This window comes from Nostoc sp. EspVER01, assembly GCF_034530635.1.
Taxonomy (GTDB): Bacteria; Cyanobacteriota; Cyanobacteriia; order Cyanobacteriales; family Nostocaceae; genus Nostoc.
The window spans coordinates 42,594-58,456 of sequence record NZ_JAVRCS010000022.1; the positions used below are offsets into that span (position 1 = coordinate 42,594).

14 protein-coding genes and 1 pseudogene are annotated in these 15,863 nt (G+C 39.9%); 7 read left to right on the forward strand and 8 right to left on the reverse strand.

Going from position 1 to position 15,863, the window contains the following annotated elements:
* Positions 1–127: 127 nt before the first annotated feature.
* The 4 genes from RMX69_RS18775 (at position 128) to RMX69_RS18790 (ending at position 4,769) form a co-directional block, all read left to right on the forward strand.
* Entirely contained in the window at positions 128–1,393 is a 1,266-nt protein-coding gene (locus tag RMX69_RS18775; protein WP_322638356.1) for a pitrilysin family protein, read from the forward strand.
* Positions 1,394–1,480: 87 nt separating this feature from the next.
* On the forward strand, positions 1,481–2,752 hold the full coding sequence (locus tag RMX69_RS18780; protein ID WP_289797507.1) for a M16 family metallopeptidase: 1,272 nt from the start codon (positions 1,481–1,483) through the stop codon (positions 2,750–2,752).
* A gap of 91 nt (positions 2,753–2,843) precedes the next feature.
* Positions 2,844–3,833 carry a peptidoglycan-binding domain-containing protein gene (locus RMX69_RS18785; RefSeq protein ID WP_322638357.1) on the forward strand — a complete coding sequence of 330 codons (990 nt, stop codon included), beginning with the start codon at positions 2,844–2,846 and terminating at the stop codon, positions 3,831–3,833.
* Between the two features lie 582 nt (positions 3,834–4,415).
* The gene (locus tag RMX69_RS18790) at positions 4,416–4,769 is read left to right on the forward strand and encodes a phage holin family protein (RefSeq protein WP_289797505.1); all 354 of its coding nucleotides are present in this window, start codon (positions 4,416–4,418) and stop codon (positions 4,767–4,769) included.
* Positions 4,770–4,773: 4 nt separating this feature from the next.
* On the opposite strand, the gene RMX69_RS18795 is transcribed toward RMX69_RS18790, so the two are convergent.
* From RMX69_RS18795 to argS, 3 genes are all read right to left on the reverse strand, one after another.
* Positions 4,774–5,244, reverse strand: coding sequence for a cobalamin biosynthesis protein (locus RMX69_RS18795; protein ID WP_289797504.1), 471 nt, complete (start codon positions 5,242–5,244; stop codon positions 4,774–4,776).
* A gap of 37 nt (positions 5,245–5,281) precedes the next feature.
* Complete coding sequence (locus RMX69_RS18800; RefSeq protein ID WP_322638358.1) at positions 5,282–5,845, reverse strand: Uma2 family endonuclease; 564 nt, start codon at positions 5,843–5,845, stop codon at positions 5,282–5,284.
* A gap of 171 nt (positions 5,846–6,016) precedes the next feature.
* Complete coding sequence (argS, locus tag RMX69_RS18805) at positions 6,017–7,771, reverse strand: arginine--tRNA ligase (protein ID WP_289797503.1); 1,755 nt, start codon at positions 7,769–7,771, stop codon at positions 6,017–6,019.
* A 729-nt stretch (positions 7,772–8,500) separates the two neighbouring features.
* On the opposite strand from argS, the gene RMX69_RS18810 reads away from it, so the two are divergent.
* Complete coding sequence (locus RMX69_RS18810; RefSeq protein WP_289797502.1) at positions 8,501–9,337, forward strand: DUF4114 domain-containing protein; 837 nt, start codon at positions 8,501–8,503, stop codon at positions 9,335–9,337.
* A 297-nt stretch (positions 9,338–9,634) separates the two neighbouring features.
* On the opposite strand, the gene RMX69_RS18815 is transcribed toward RMX69_RS18810, so the two are convergent.
* Positions 9,635–10,903: a tetratricopeptide repeat protein gene (locus RMX69_RS18815; RefSeq protein ID WP_322638359.1), complete on the reverse strand. Its 1,269-nt coding sequence runs from the start codon at positions 10,901–10,903 to the stop codon at positions 9,635–9,637.
* 244 nt (positions 10,904–11,147) lie between these two features.
* Here RMX69_RS18815 and RMX69_RS18820 point away from each other — a divergent pair.
* A pseudogene (locus RMX69_RS18820) lies at positions 11,148–11,269 on the forward strand (DUF711 domain-containing protein); the annotation flags it as partial.
* Between the two features lie 36 nt (positions 11,270–11,305).
* Here the strand turns inward: RMX69_RS18820 and RMX69_RS18825 are convergent.
* Complete coding sequence (locus RMX69_RS18825; protein WP_322638360.1) at positions 11,306–11,974, reverse strand: 2OG-Fe dioxygenase family protein; 669 nt, start codon at positions 11,972–11,974, stop codon at positions 11,306–11,308.
* A gap of 239 nt (positions 11,975–12,213) precedes the next feature.
* Here RMX69_RS18825 and sfsA point away from each other — a divergent pair, with 239 nt between their 5' ends.
* Positions 12,214–12,939: a DNA/RNA nuclease SfsA gene (gene sfsA / locus RMX69_RS18830; protein ID WP_322638379.1), complete on the forward strand. Its 726-nt coding sequence runs from the start codon at positions 12,214–12,216 to the stop codon at positions 12,937–12,939.
* A 192-nt stretch (positions 12,940–13,131) separates the two neighbouring features.
* Here sfsA and RMX69_RS18835 read toward each other — a convergent pair whose 3' ends face one another.
* From RMX69_RS18835 to RMX69_RS18845, 3 genes are all read right to left on the reverse strand, one after another.
* Positions 13,132–13,533, reverse strand: coding sequence for a fasciclin domain-containing protein (locus RMX69_RS18835; protein ID WP_289797499.1), 402 nt, complete (start codon positions 13,531–13,533; stop codon positions 13,132–13,134).
* A gap of 574 nt (positions 13,534–14,107) precedes the next feature.
* Positions 14,108–14,335 (reverse strand): MbtH family protein, encoded by a 228-nt coding sequence (locus RMX69_RS18840; protein ID WP_094347692.1) that lies wholly within the window; start codon positions 14,333–14,335, stop codon positions 14,108–14,110.
* A gap of 38 nt (positions 14,336–14,373) precedes the next feature.
* Complete coding sequence (locus RMX69_RS18845) at positions 14,374–15,828, reverse strand: aspartate aminotransferase family protein (protein ID WP_322638361.1); 1,455 nt, start codon at positions 15,826–15,828, stop codon at positions 14,374–14,376.
* Between the last annotated feature and the right edge of the window lie 35 nt (positions 15,829–15,863).

Consider the following 15,863-nt stretch of genomic DNA (forward strand, 5'->3'; position numbering starts at 1 on the left):
ATTTTTCGGTAATGTGGAGAACAGCAATAGCATAATTCTTCAAATCTGTATAATTTGATTCTAAATTAGATATCGTTCAGAGTTAAGATGACACAATTGCGTCAAATTGTGGTTAAAGCTACAAAAATTGTTAAAACAACTAACTAATACCGTATTTCCAGCCTCAGTCTTCCGACTAGAGAGTGGTTTAACTTTTATTCATCAAGAAATTCCCACCACTCCTGTAGTTGTGGCGGATGTTTGGGTGCGTGCTGGAGCCAGCCTAGAGCCAAAACCGTGGTTTGGTATGGCGCACTTTTTAGAACACATGATTTTTAAAGGTACGGCGACACTACCCCCTGGAATGTTCGATTCCAAAGTGGAAAACCGGGGTGGCGTGAGTAATGCAGCAACAAGCTATGATTATGCTCATTATTCACTCACCACAGCTGCCCCTTATTTAAAAGATACTCTTCCCTACTTGGGAGAACTACTACTCAATGCGGCAATTCCAGAAGATGAATTTAGCCGGGAACGGGATGTAGTGCTAGAGGAAATTCGCTCTTGTCAAGACGATTCTGATTGGATAGGATTTCAAGCGCTGATTCAAAGCATCTATCCGCATCACCCTTACGGGCGTTCGGTGTTGGGTACTGAGCAAGAACTGATGCAGCAGTCACCAGAAGCAATGCGCTGTTTTCACCATGCCCACTATCAGCCGGAAAATATGACAGTGGTAATTGCCGGGGGTATAGCCCAGCAACCAGCTTGGGAAATGGTAAATCATTCATTTGCTGATTTTGCCGAACCCTCGAATTGTCCGCAGTTGGAGAAAGTGACAAAGCCAGCGATCGCCGGAATTCATCGTCAAGAATTGTGTTTACCACGCATAGAACAAGCGCGATTGTTGATGGCGTGGCTAGTACCCGGAGTAGAAGATATCCGTACTGGCTATGGTTTAGATTTTTTGTCGGTATTATTGGCAGAAGGGCGGACTTCGCGTTTAGTGCGCGATCTGCGCGAAGATTTGCAATTGGTACAGGGAATTTGCAGTAGTTTTTCTCTACAACGAGAATCAAGTTTATTTACAATTACTGCTTGGTTAGAACCAGAAAATCTAGAGGAAGTTGAGTCCTTAATTTGCGCTCATTTGGATGATTTGCAGACTAAAGGAATTAGCGAACAAGAACTGGCGCGCACACGCAGACTTCTATGTAACGAGTATGCGTTTTCCACCGAAACGCCAAATCAACTTACAGGGCTTTATGGGTATTACAATACCATTGCCCAAGCTGAATTAGCTGTGACATATCCCCAGCAGATTCAGTCTTTTGATGCCAAAGAACTGCAAAAATTAGCTAAACAGTATCTATCGCTGGAGAATTATGCGGTTACTATACTTAAACCGTGTTAGTCATTAGTTATTAGTCATTAGTCATTAGCAAAAGACGAATGACGAATGACGAAGAACAAGTGACAAATGACAAAGGACAAACTATAAATGACAACCTTGCTGCAAAAATCGCCCATCCATCGCACTGTATTGAACAATGGCCTTGTCGTGCTGGTGGCAGAAAATCCGGCTGCGGACATTATTGCGGCGCGAATCTTTGTGCGTGCAGGTAGTTGTAATGAAAACCGGGAGCAAGCAGGGTTGGCGCATTTGTTATCGGCAGTGATGACAAAAGGATGCGATGGACTTTCTAGCTTGGAAATTGCAGAAAAAGTTGAGTCTGTAGGGGCGAGTTTGAGTGCGGATGCTGGCACTGATTATTTTTTGCTATCTTTCAAAACCGTAACATCCGATTTTGGGGAAATCTTAACATTGGCAGGGCGGATTTTGCGATCGCCAACTTTTCCTGAAACTCAAGTGGAACTAGAACGGCGTTTAGCACTCCAAGATATTCGTTCCCAAAAAGAGCAACCGTTCAATGTCGCCTTTGAACAAATGCGGCAGGTAATGTACCAAAATCATCCCTACTCTATGTCAGTGCTGGGAGATGAATCCACCATGAGTAGCTTAACTCGTGCAGATTTAGTGGAGTATCATCAAACTTATTTCCGCCCAGATAATGTAGTAATTAGCATTGCTGGTAGAGTCACACCCACAGATGCAACAGCGTTGGTGGAAGAAGTTTTTGGTGATTGGCAATCCCCATCTCAGGCATTACCAATACTGAATTTACCTGAGATTAAGATAGAACCGCAGGTAAAACTAAAGCCAATACAGACACAACAATCAATCGTGATGCTTGGTTATTTGGGAACATCGGTGAATTCTGTTGACTACGCCGCCCTGAAATTGTTGTGTACCTACTTGGGAAATGGGCTTTCTAGCCGCTTGTTTGTGGAATTACGGGAAAAACGCGGTTTAGCTTACGAAGTATCCGCCTTTTACTCCACAAGGCTATTTCCAGCCTCATTTGTAGTTTACATGGGTACAGCGCCAGAGAATACCAGCATCGCCCTGGAAGGACTACGTACAGAGGTAGATTTGTTATGTACCACTGAAGTATCTGAAAGTGCCCTGCAAGCTGCGAAAAATAAGATTCTGGGGCAATATGCCTTGGGTAAACAAACAAACGGGCAAATTGCTCAAATATACGGCTGGTATGAAATTTTGGGATTAGGAATTGATTTTGACACCAGATTTCAAGAATTGATTGCGGCGGTGAGTGCCCAGGATGCGATCGCCGCAGCTTGTAAATATTTAAAAGAGCCTTACTTGTCTTTAGTTGGTCAAGAAGAAGCAATTAATCGTGCGATCGCGTAAATAGCCCGTCTGAGACATAGTAAATGAAGCAGCTGTTTTTTAGACCAAGCGGCTGTACCATTAGCATGAGAATCTTCTGGGAGTAAATTCCATGCAACGCAGCCTGACAGCAAGTATTTTGAGTTACTTAAAATTACTATATCCAACTGTAAATCGCTGTAAAATGGAAAAACGGCAAAAGGATTGGCGGCCAAAGAGGTCTAAATCTTTATCAGCCATTGAAATACTCTTGTTTTCCGCTACGCCTCTCTTGATTGCCTCAACGACTCTAGTATCAATAGCAGCGCCACAAAAAATTGCCCAAGTTAATCCTCAAGATAGTGTTAACCGTCCTAGCCTGAAAGTTGGTAGCCAAGGCGAACGTGTATCTGAACTTCAGGCAGCTCTAAAACTTTTGGGTTTTTATTCTGGTGCAGTAGATGGTATTTATAGTGAAAATACAGCTAGTGCTGTTTCCCGATTTAAACAAGCAGCTGGCTTGAATCCAGATGGCGTTGTTGATGCCAGCACTTGGCAACGACTTTTTCCTAATCAACCAGTAGCAGCATCAACCGTCCCTTCATCCCAGCCAAGATTTAACTCAGCGACAAATTTTCCTGTTCCAACCCAGGCTAGTAACCTCACCAACGTTGCAAATCCCAATCCTAACCCTCCGAGGCAAGCTGTAACACAAGTTCCGACTAGACCAAAACCTACTACTCCAAAAAAAGCTGTAACCCAGGTTACGACCAACCCTGAGCCAAGACCTGCTACTCCAAGAAAAACTACGACTTCTAGCACAAAGAAAACGCCGCCACGTACTACATCAACTACTCGATCTCAGTCAAACACAACTACTAAACGAACTCCTGGTATTCAATACACCTCAGAAGGTTTGCCAATTTTGCGTATAGGATTACGAGGTTCTGAAGTTGTTAAGTTGCAACAACAACTGAGAAAGCTTGGTTTCTTGAAGGGTGATGCCGATGGAGACTTTGGCGAGACAACCGAAGCAGCGGTGAAAGCTGCACAAAAACGCTATGGTTTAGAACCTGACGGCGTAGTTGGCGGCTCAACTTGGGAGGTTCTTTTGCGGCGTTAGGCATAGTATGAGCCTAGCCAACGTCTCCTTTGCGTATAAGCAAAAGTGCGGACGAAATGCTCCGAAGTTCTGATAACTTATTTCTTTTTTGGAAATCCCCAAGGTACAGAGGTTTTTCAACTTCTATAAACCTCTGTAGGGGTTTTGCGCTTCATAGAATTTATGAATTTAACTAAATCACCCTAAGTCTCTCACTTAAACTGTACTCAGGTCAGCGTGGGTAGTTCACTGCGGTACATCCTACAATACGATAAAGATATACCGATTAGAAGCATCTCTCTTAGTAGCACTGAAAAATTATACTGCTTTTAGGCTGATAAAAGATGATGGCAACTTTATAGCGGTTTGCAGTTGAGTCCAATACAGACTTAACCCCTAACCCCCTTCCCTGCAAGGGAATGGGAGTAAGATTTAAAGCCTCTCTCCTCTTAGGAGAGAGGTTTGGAGAGAGGTCAAAACTGTACTGCACCCAAACGAGAACCGCTATAGGAGTCAAGCACAACAACACTCGATCGTGTTACAAATCACAACTGCCAATAGTGAAATTAATTAAACTTACAGCTAAATTCTCTAAAAAAACTTATGCAACACTTTTTATTAACTTGGCTCGGTACTGCGGTGGCGTTATTCATTACTGCTAATATCGTTCCAGGATTCTTTATCAAGAATTTTGTGACTGCCTTAATCGCGGCCTTTGTAATTGGTTTGGTTAATGCATTTATTAGACCAATTTTGCAGATTTTGACGTTTCCGATTACCTTGCTCACCTTTGGTTTATTTACATTGGTGATTAACGCCTTAGCCCTTTGGCTGGCAAGTATCCTAACACCTGGTTCTGGTTTTGAGATTCAGGGCTTTTTACCTGCTTTGTTAGGTTCAATTGTACTAGCAATTGTTTCTAGCATCATTAACTATTTTTTGAGAGTTGTTGACTAGAAAATTAAGGAACTTTTGTAATACTAATAATATTTAAAGCTTGGGCAACAGCAAGAGTTACCACTCCTGGTTGCCCTTGTATTTGGAAAATTTGTTTAGGAACTAAAAACTTCGCTGGCAATTCCTCTATGTTTGTAAAGGGGAAAACAGTCAAAGATGTGAGTTGAGAGGCTGCAAGAATAGCAGCTGCCTCTGCTACGCTAGGTGTACCTACTTTATCGTCGGTAATTGTGGCAGGGTTGGGGACACAGACAGAACTAAGGATTTCCGCAGAAAAGGTTTTTAGGGGCAAATTGCGGAGGCGACAAAGTTTGACTAAGCCAACTTCCGAGGCTTTAGTGTCAATGGTAGCAACACCTGCGATCGCACTTGGAAAAAGTTGATTTTCTCGAAATACTTGCTCAATTGCCAGATCGATCAACTCCCATGATGTTCCTCGTTTACAACCGATTCCTACCCATAAAATCTGTTGCACTTGGCCTATTTCCTTACTCAATTCACTAGGGTTTGGTTTACTCCAACAGCCAACCAAATAAATCTCCTACAGTCAGCCTCAACTCACTTGCAAAATCTGGCACTAGAAGCAAGTCTTCTAGTTCATCCAAGATGACTGGCTGTTGATTGCGAATGTACACAAATACCGTTTGTTCTTCTGGATCGATCAACCAACTCATTTGTGTTTCAAAATTCAGGCAATGCAGGATATTTTTTGTAACTTTCGTTTGTCTTTGGTCAGGCGATAGAATCTCAATAGTCCAATCGGGAGCTGCTTGGAATACGTTGGCAACTTCACCATTTTGATCGCGAGGAATTCTTTGCCAAGTAAACACAGAAACATCTGGCACTATTGACCTTCCACCAAAAGTACAGCGCAATTCTGGAAAAGCACGAGCAATTTGCTTCGGTTTGACCGTTAAGTTAACAGTGCTAACCATTTCACCTTGAATTATACTGTGCTTTCCCTGTGGCATAGGTTTTTGAATAATTTGACCATTGATGTATTCACTAGCGGGTTTCGTTTCTGGTAGTATTAGAAACTCTGCCAAAGTTATGTTTTTAGATGGTGTCTGTACCATTTGCGATCGCCTCCAGTCCAGCAATTCTAATTAAAAAACCGCAAAGTACACAAAGAAAAAATCAGCTCAACTCTTACTCTGCGTACCTTAGCGTTACCTTAGCGTACCTACCCTACGGGAAGGCGTTCGCGTAGCGTCTCGTAGAGAAGCGCCTATGCGTTAAAAAAAATATTACATCCTCTCCAATACCTGAATTCCTAATAAAGATAATCCCAACTTCAGAGTTCTAGCAGTCAAATCACACAGAATCAAGCGAGATGTTCGTTGCGGTTCCTCCGCTTGTAGTATAGGACAGCGATCGTAGAATTGGTTAAACTTCTGGCTGAGTTCAAACAAATACTCACATAAACGATTGGGCAACAAGTCTTGCTCTACACTACTAATAACTTCATCCAGTTGAAGTAAATATTTTGCTAGTGCTAATTCTGTTTCATGCTGCAACAAAACGGCATTATTTCCCAACTCTTTAAAGTTAATATCACCCTTACGACTAATCCCATAAATCCGTGCATAAACATACAGCATATAGGGTGCAGTATTACCTTTGAGATCCAGCATTTTGTCGTAGCTGAAGATGTAGTTACTGGTGCGATTTTGGCTTAAGTCTGCATATTTAACTGCGCTGATCCCAACTACCCTAGCAACTTCATTAATAAATTCTTCAGTTTCTTGGCGTTCTTCTTTTTGTAATCTAGTTTTTAGGTCAGCATGGGCACGAGAAACAGCTTCATCTAATAAATCCCGTAACCGCACAGTATCACCAGAACGAGTTTTGAATTTCTTACCATCTTCTCCTAACACCAGCCCAAAGGGAACATGGACTAATTCCACATCATCAGGAATCCATCCGGCTTTGCGTGCTACCTGAAAAAATTGAGCGAAGTGGTTTCCTTGTCCAGCATCGGTTACATAAATTATCCGCTTTGCTTCATCCTGCTGAATCCGGTAGCGCAGAGATGCTAAATCTGTTGTGGCGTAGTTATAGCCGCCATCCGATTTCTGCACAATTAAGGGTAAAGGTTCACCTTCTCTATTTGTAAACCCTTCCAGAAAAACGCATTTTGCCCCTTGATTTTCTACCAGTAATCCAGATTTCTCTAAATCTTCTACAACCCCAGATAGTAAAGGGTTATAGAAAGATTCTCCGCGTTCAATTAATTTGATATCCAGCAACTCATAAATTATTTGAAACTCCCGCCGCGACTGTTCGCACAACAGTTTCCAAGCATGGAGTGTATCTTCTGCACCTGCTTGTAATCTGACGACTTCTTGGCGTGCTGTCTCTTGAAAAGCTTCATCGGCATCAAACCGCAATTTGGCTTTGCGATAAAAAGAGACTAAATCACCAATATCTAAAGCATTAGCGGTGGTAAGTGCGTCTGGGTAAACTTCCCGCAGATAGGTGATTAACATCCCAAACTGCGTACCCCAATCACCTACATGATTTAACCGCAGTACATCATGTCCTTGAAATTCTAAAATTCGGGCGATGGAATCACCAATAATCGTCGAACGCAAGTGTCCAACGTGCATTTCTTTAGCTATATTCGGACTGGAAAAATCCACAATTTCTCGCTTCGGCGTTTTCGCGGCTAGAACTCCCAGTCTGGGATCGGCTTGAATCGCATTTAGTTGTGCTTCTAAGTATGCTGTTTTCAGTTTGAGATTGATAAATCCTGGCCCAGCGATTTCCGGCGATTCGCAGATTTCGGATACATCTAGTTTCTCAACGATCGCACCTGCGATCGCTCTTGGTTGCTTTCCTAACTTTTTACTCAGGGATAAAGCCACATTCGCCTGATAATCGCCAAATTTAGGATTGCTAGCAGTAACCAAAATTGGATCTACTCCAGCCAATTCAGCGCCAAAAGCAGCGATTAAAGCCTGCTCTACCTGAGCTTTTAATTTTTCTTGTGTAGCGTTCATATATAGATTTTATCTGTGAAAGGGGGAATATAGCTCTGGAAAAGCTTGATTATTTTAACCTTAAAAGATATTCATCAAGCCTAAGCAAAGACTGTCATTTTAAGGTACAACCCCCTTAAATTGTCTCCCATCCTCGGCATAACTTCTAGATTCTGACGATACCGAAGTCGATTTTGATAGACTACTGCTAGTTAATCAAGTCAACTAAAGCGTAGTACGTAGTAAACACTTTAGCGCTTAAAACAAAGACTAAACTTATTTACCCAGGTTTCATTGATTTGATAGATTACTACGTTTCCCAACGTAAGTACGGAGATTATCTCTATTTGTATAGCAGCGTATTAACTGAGCCAAGGCTTAGTTGATACGGATGACGGCACACCATTACTTATCTACCTCATTTAAATAAAAACTCCTATAGATTAAGCTTTTAGCTTTTCACTATAGGAATTGCATATCTGATCTTTATAAAAAGTATATATTATTCATTAATTTTTAATCATGTATAAGTTTAATTACTAAGTACTAATAACAGTGTACTACCAGATTTAAAATATCTTTTTCCCGTAAAAATACTTTAGATAAAGAGCTATTTAAATATCCTAGCAAAAGTAAATAAACAGATTGACGTTGCAGAAGTCTAGCTGTTAGAAGTAAGAGACAACTGAAGAGAGATATCTGCTCAAAAAGCATTATCTAAATTGTCTTTCCTACTTAATGGCTCATAATATGAAACTTAATTTATTCACTGCCTTGATTGCCGCTACAGCTACATTAACCGGATTAGTTTCCAAAGTAGAAACTGCATCTGCTGCTGATTTTAATTGGAATAGTTCTTGGACTCAACCAACTGTATATAATAAGTCTCAAACTGGTTTTAACGACGCTCCTTTTCAACAATTTGTCCAAGCAGAAAGTGTTGCCCTTCCAAACAGCGGACAATTTAAATTAGACCCCAATAAATTAAACCTAAAATACGACCACGATGTTTCTGTTTACTTTATCAATGAGGGTGCAGGTTATAGAAATCAGTTAGCCTTTGAAGCTACAGGAACTACTAACAAGTCTGGGCTGCTTTTTAATGATATTTCCTGTCAAGGAAATGGATGTGTTAGTGGTGACTGGGGTGGTAACGCATTAAAACTAGGTGATGGGGTCAAAGTTGGTAATGTTACCGCAGGTACTCAACTTGACTTCTGGTTAAGAGCTGATGGTTTGAACCGTGGTACCTCTGCCAATATCTTTGGTACTGATACTGCTTCTAACGCTGACGGACTACAGCACACAGTTGCTTATGCTTACAACAACTACATCCTCCTGGCATTCGAGGATTTATACGGAGGTTTATACGCTTCAGGGGTAGATTCTGCAACTGGTAAGTGGAACGAAGGTTCTGATCGCGACTTTAATGATGTTGTCGTCGTTCTTGATATCGGTGAGGCAAATGTTAGAGCGTTAATTGGTGCTACCGTTCCTGAACCATCTGTAACTCTATCAATGTTTGCCGTGGGAGCAGTTAGTATGTTTGGATTGCGCCGTCGCCGTCAAAGCCGCACTTCTAACTAAACTTTGAAGCGGTGCTAAATATAAGGTGTATTTAGTTTGATTGGAAAATAACAAGCGATCGCATTTTCACCCGTATCAATAATGTACGGGTGATTTTACGTTTGTAGTGGCATTTATCGAACAGAATTCAGGAGTCAGGTGGTCGCCGAGCGCAGTCGTTCGCGCAGCGTCTCCGGCAGGAGAGGTGAGTCAGAATTCAGTTGGGTATTCTGTATGACTGGCGGAAAGCGAGTCTTCTCCCAAGGGCGAACAAGCGTCTTGATTCTGAATTCTGAATTCTGCATTCTTCTTCAAATTTTATCTATTGCGATCGCGTTCTAAATCATCAATCACTTTTTGCAAATACCACTCGTCTGACATCCCAGGATGATAATCTTTGTTTTGCTGAATCAATCGTTCGGCAATTTCCCAGTATCCCCCAACCATTCGTAAAAGTCGCTGACGTAGCAGGTGATATTTTTGCTTTTTTGACTCTGGACTAAATTTCTGAATTTTTTCTAGGCTATTTAAGACTTGTTGATAATTTTCCCAGTCTTCTTGTTCGCAAAAGATACTCCCCGCCCGTTGATAATCTTCTACGGCGTTTTGTATTTCTTCTAAGCAAGTATAGGCAATGCCGCGATTGTAGTAAGCTTGAGCCTCATCAGAATTGATTTGCAAAGCTTGGGTATAATCTTGAATTGCGCCAAGATAATTACCCGTTGCCCGATAGACATTACCTCTGGCAATATAAACTAAGACATCTTCAGGTTGCATCTGGACTGCTTGGTTAAGATCCGCGATCGCACCTTGATGATCTCCCAAGACTGAACGGGCTTTACCTCGGTTGCGATAGACAATGGCATCTTGAAAATTTAGTCGTAATGCTTGATTAAAATCTGCGATCGCTTCTCGATAATTACCCATTTTATAATGCACAACCCCACGACAGCAGTAAGCTTGGGCATCTTGTGGATCTGCTTTTAATACCCAGTTTAAATCGGCGAGTGCTTCTTGGGTATCTCCCTTTTCAGCCTTTTCTAATAATTGCGTAAAATAATCATTGGTGGATAAAATTGGCGTATTGCTGGAACGCGATTCCTGAAGGGCAGGTAATTCTTGTGGTTGTAGCTGTTTAATTCGTTCCAAAGACAGACGACAATTCTCTTTATCCTGTTGCTCTAGATATAATTGTGCAGCCTTTTTAAAGTTAGCGATCGCATCTTGAATATAACCCTGTTTGCGCCGCACCATTCCCCGCAGATTATAAGCAGCAGCATAATTGAGATTGAGACGAATCGCACGTTCAACATCATCTAGCGCCCCCGATAAATTTTTCAGCGCTACCCTAGCCAATCCCCGACAATAATATGCCTCTACACTGTCAGGATTCAGCTTCAGGGCTTCGGTATAATCTGAAACAGCTTTCAGAATTGCGCCTGAGTCATAATGTGCTAAACCCCGTTGCAAATAAGCTTCGCTAAAGTAAGGTGTCAGTTGTAAAGCATGGTTAAATTCCTCAATTGCTCCCGCGTAATCTTTTCGCCTAGCCTTTTCCAATCCCCTATTGTAAAATTCGTCATTCATGGCATTTGTTTGGTTGATTCAGTTCATTGAATTTCAGCAGGCTTGTTTGTAGCCTAATCTATGTACTCGCCTTCATATTTTAAGTATATTTCATACTTTTTGTGAAATAAAAACAACACACTACCTTAAGTTTTGATAAATGGAATATTGTACACATCCAGATTTTGGAGTTCAGTTTAGTGAAAATATCACTAATAAAATTTGTGTAATGATTCAGCAGTTTATGCCTATGTATTAAACTTGAGCCATCAAGTTTAATAAACCATTGTCAGCTAGATTCTGCCCAATTCCTCATAAAAAATTGGGGAAATGACTACATTCAATTCCCCATATCTCGTAGATTGTAAAATATTTACGGTTAACTAGAATTCAGAATTTAAGAAACGAATTATCCCAATAAAATTAATCTGAAAGCAAGCTGGGAGAAGTCAGAACAAAAACATCCCAATTTCCTTGAGCCTCAGTTTGTGGTTTTATAGGATTGGCATAGTGGAAAAACTCATGGTCATTAACTAATAGTAGTTCTCCCGGATTGAGAATTTTGCTAAATACAGGCTTTTCTTTTTTGGCAGTATACAGATGTGTTTCTCCACCCTGAATATTCTCTCTATCTACTGAGAATATGCCAATAAAATCAGTGCCATCTTGATGGATACCTTCTGGTGCTGGATTACCAAAATTATCTGGAGAACAACTAATTCTAATTTGATGAACTCCGATTTCAGCTTCAGGATGAAGTTTACAAGAATCGCTAAATGCTAAAACAAGATTTTTGAAAATATCAAGTTCTATGAGTGCATCATCTAATTCTGCAAACTCTCTTTTGATATCACCCGCTAATCGATTATACTCTTTACTTTGAAAGAAGACGCCATGAGGTAATTTGATTAACTCATTTCCAGAGACTGTGAACCGAGATAATCTTCTATAACGATAATTGTTTTTGATATAAGGGTCAAGAGGCATATTATTAAAAAATGCCTTAAAACCTTCTAGACTGATAGAATTTACCTTTCTAAGAGTAAATAGAAAAGCATATTCTAATTCCGTTGCTGTCCACACTTTTTGCATAGGATTTACCTCCTTGCACGTTGAAATTTTCCTAGATTCTTATGGGAGACTTGTAATACTTAGTATATGCTACTTTTTATTACTATGTTGTCAATTTGACTACAAAAATTGACAATCCATGATATGTAAAGTTACTCAAATGCTGTCGCAGGGCGGAGTAGCTGGTGAAAAGATTTGCAGATATGGATTTGGTGGGCAAAGAATCGACGTATATTTACAAACAGCAACAAGGTTCCATAATGATAGATTGGCTTTACAAGTACCCACCTTTGTATCCCGGTATTCTACTCAAGCGTTACAAGCGGTTTTTTGCTGACGTTCAACTTACTTCTGGCGAAATAGTGACAGCACACTGTCCTAATACAGGGCCAATGACTGGAGTATCGACACCTCTAAGTGCAGTACAGGTTTCCAAAAGCGATAATCTTAACCGCAAATTGGCTTACACTCTAGAACTAATTCAGGTACATGACAATGAGCCGACTTGGGTAGGCATAAATACTTTTTTGCCCAATCGGGTGGTAAAGATAGCTTTGGCGAAACATCTTTTTCCAGAATTGGGCGACTACAGCCAAATCAAGGGCGAGGTAGTTTATGGGTTAGATAAAAAAAGTCGAGTGGATTTTTTCTTGACGGGGAGTGATGAGGAACGCCCGATTTATTTAGAAGTGAAAAATACAACTTTGTCAGAAGGAAGATTAGCTTTATTTCCTGACACGGAGACTACAAGAGGGCAAAAGCACTTGCGAGAACTGATGGCGCTGTTACCTTTGACTCGTGCAGTGATGCTTTACTTTATCAATCGCGGTGATTGCATCGAGTTTTCCCCTGGCGATTGCACAGATCCTATATATGGTAAATTATTGCGGGATGCGATCGCTCTCGGTTTAGAAGTCTTACCTTGCCGTTTTGACATTTCCCCCGAAGGTATCCGTTATTTGGGTTTGGCAAAACTAAAAATTTGATTAAAGCTAATTAAAAGAAACTAGCAATTGCAACGTTTCTACATGCATAAAACAATAAATCCATCTAGATCCTGTCTAGATGGATTTGTTGGTAGTTGATGTTTACTAAAAAACATTCAACCAGACTGTAATGAAGAAACGACTATAGATAGTCATCACCCCAGAAATAGCATTCACTATTCTGACGTTTGGTTATGCAGGAATCAAAACTGTGTCAATGACGTGGATGACACCGTTATCAGCAGCAACATCTGCTGTTGCAACTGTTGCATCATTGATCTTAACGCCATTAGAAGCGTCAATTTTTACATCTGAACCTTCAACTGTTTTAGCTGTCTTCAGCTTAACTACATCAGCAGCAAGTACCTTGCCTGAAACAACATGATAGGTCAAGATTTTCTTGAGCTTTGCAGGATCTTTCAATAATGCGTCTACAGTACCAGCAGGAAGCTTGCTAAACGCTTCGTCAGTGGGTGCGAAGACAGTGAATGGGCCTGCGCCTTTAAGTGTATCTACCAGACCAGCCGCTTGGATTGCTGCAACTAGTGTCTTGAAAGAACCATTGTTGGTAGCAGTGTCAATTATGTTGGCCATGTGTTTTACCTAGTTCTGTGTAACTTGTTACAAATCTAAACTATTCATTTAATAAAATCTATCTATCATTAGGCGTATGTTAAATCATTTTTTTTATTGGTATCATAAAAGTTTGTATACATTTTTATACAAACAAAGAATTATATGTACATCGTCCAGGTGGATTAGTTATAAGCACTGCTGGATGCAATCGGTCTTTTTTACACAGTGGTAGAGGCAATGGGGCGATCGCATCCAAAGATTGTCAGAGCAGCGCCAACAATACCAACAAAATTAGTCAAACTGAAGTTTAAAGTATTTAGTTGGTATAAATAAAGCTTTAGATATTTAGGAGCGATCTGGAAAATTTATAGCAAAATCCATGCTGCATATACTAATTAGGGTTTTTAGAGAATTTAAATATACTTGCATTAGCCTTTTTTTACCTTTTGGAAAAGAACAGATCGTAAATCCCTCAAAATACTGTGCGGTAATTCTGAGGGATTTGGTCATCTTCTACTAAAAGTTATTTACTGAATTTCACCAACTATTCATTTTTGTATTACCTCAAGTCAATTATTCAAAAATGTTTCAACTACCGATTTTTATTAGCAGCCTCTTCCATTTGTTTTCTCAAACTTAAAGGTCTCATATCAGTCCATACTTCTTTAATGTATTCCAGACATTCTGATTTAAGTCCACTTTTTCCCGCATCTGTCCAACCAAGAGCATTTTCTCGTTCAGCAGGCCAAATAGAATATTGTTCCTCATGATTGACTACAACTTTATAAATTGTTGTATCTTCTGAAGTCATTTGACTCATTGTTACCTCCAATCAATTTTTATTACTCAACTAAAACATTAGACAGAAAGACGGGGAGGTAAAAAACCTCCAGACCTCAGTTGTTCAACGCTATCTTTAACAGCTTGAATAATGTAGTTGATATCTTCATCTGTATGGGTTGTAGATAAATAACCGCTAATACCTAAAAGGTGAACTCCTTTATCAAGCAGATGATATTTTAATAAGCTCATAGCAACTGAAGCAGTAGAATTCCCGTCAGAAAGTTCTACAGATGCAGAACCAAATAGTGAACCAAAGTTAGCCATTTTTAGCGGTAGTTTTTCAGATGTAAAATAATTATTCAAATCAGTAACGAATTGTGTTGTACGTTCATTCAATTTCTGATGCAATGATAAACCTTCACTTTGTAGATATTTGAGTACTGCTTTTGCAGCAGCCATTGCTAATGGATGTTTACAAAAAGTACCTGCAAAAAATGTTTTTTTGGTTTGAGGGTAGGAATCATCGCCATAGTTCCATACACCACCATCAATTGCATCCATATATTTACTTTTTCCAGCAATTATCCCAATGGGTATTCCTCCCCCAACAATTTTTCCGTAGGTAGCGATGTCTGCTTGTACACCAAAATATGCTTGTGCGCCACCAGGATGAATGCGAAAACCTGTAACCATTTCATCAAAAATTAAAGCAATTTCAGTTGCTTGTGTTAATTCCCGCAATTGGTACAGAAATTCCTTTGGCTGTAAAGCTGGTCTACTTGTTTGTACAGGAACTACCAAAACTGCTGCTAATTCTTGTTGATGAGTTTTGATAATTTCTAATGATTCTGGGTTAGCATAATCTAACACCAAAACATCATTAACAAAATTTGGTAATACTCCTGGTGATAATGGAATTGCAGATTGATTATTTTCTGCATTATTACCTTTAACTAAAGTACCATCAAAATGACCATGATAAGAACCAGAAAATATCACGATTTTATTACGTCCTGTAACGGCTCTAGCAATGCGAATAGCAGTCATTACGGCTTCCGTACCTGTATTGCTAAAACAAACCCGTTCCATCCCAGTAAGTTGAGAAATTAACTCAGCCACTTCACTAACAAGTTCTGATTGTGGGCCGATTTGAATTCCTTTATCCATTTGGGTAATTAAAGCCTCTTTAATAAAAGATGGATTATGACCAAAAAGATTAATTCCCAATCCCATCATTACATCGACATATTCATTACCATCTACATCCCATATTTTGGAACCCAAAGATCGATTAGCAACAATGGGATAATACATTTCTTTCAAGAGTAAATTAAACTCTCCTAAATTTTTATCATCAGATAAAAATAGGCGAGAATTTTGAGAAATTTGCTTTGATGTTTTTGTGCGATCGCTGTAGCTATTAATAAAATATTCTAAGTACTCTTGCTGCTGGTTAGTAAGTCCTGCTTTAGCTAGCAGCTTAGTTAGATTGTCTGAATGTTGAGGTAATGTAACTTGTGGTAAATTCATAAAATTTGTCTCTTCTAATTTACTGGTCAAATTAT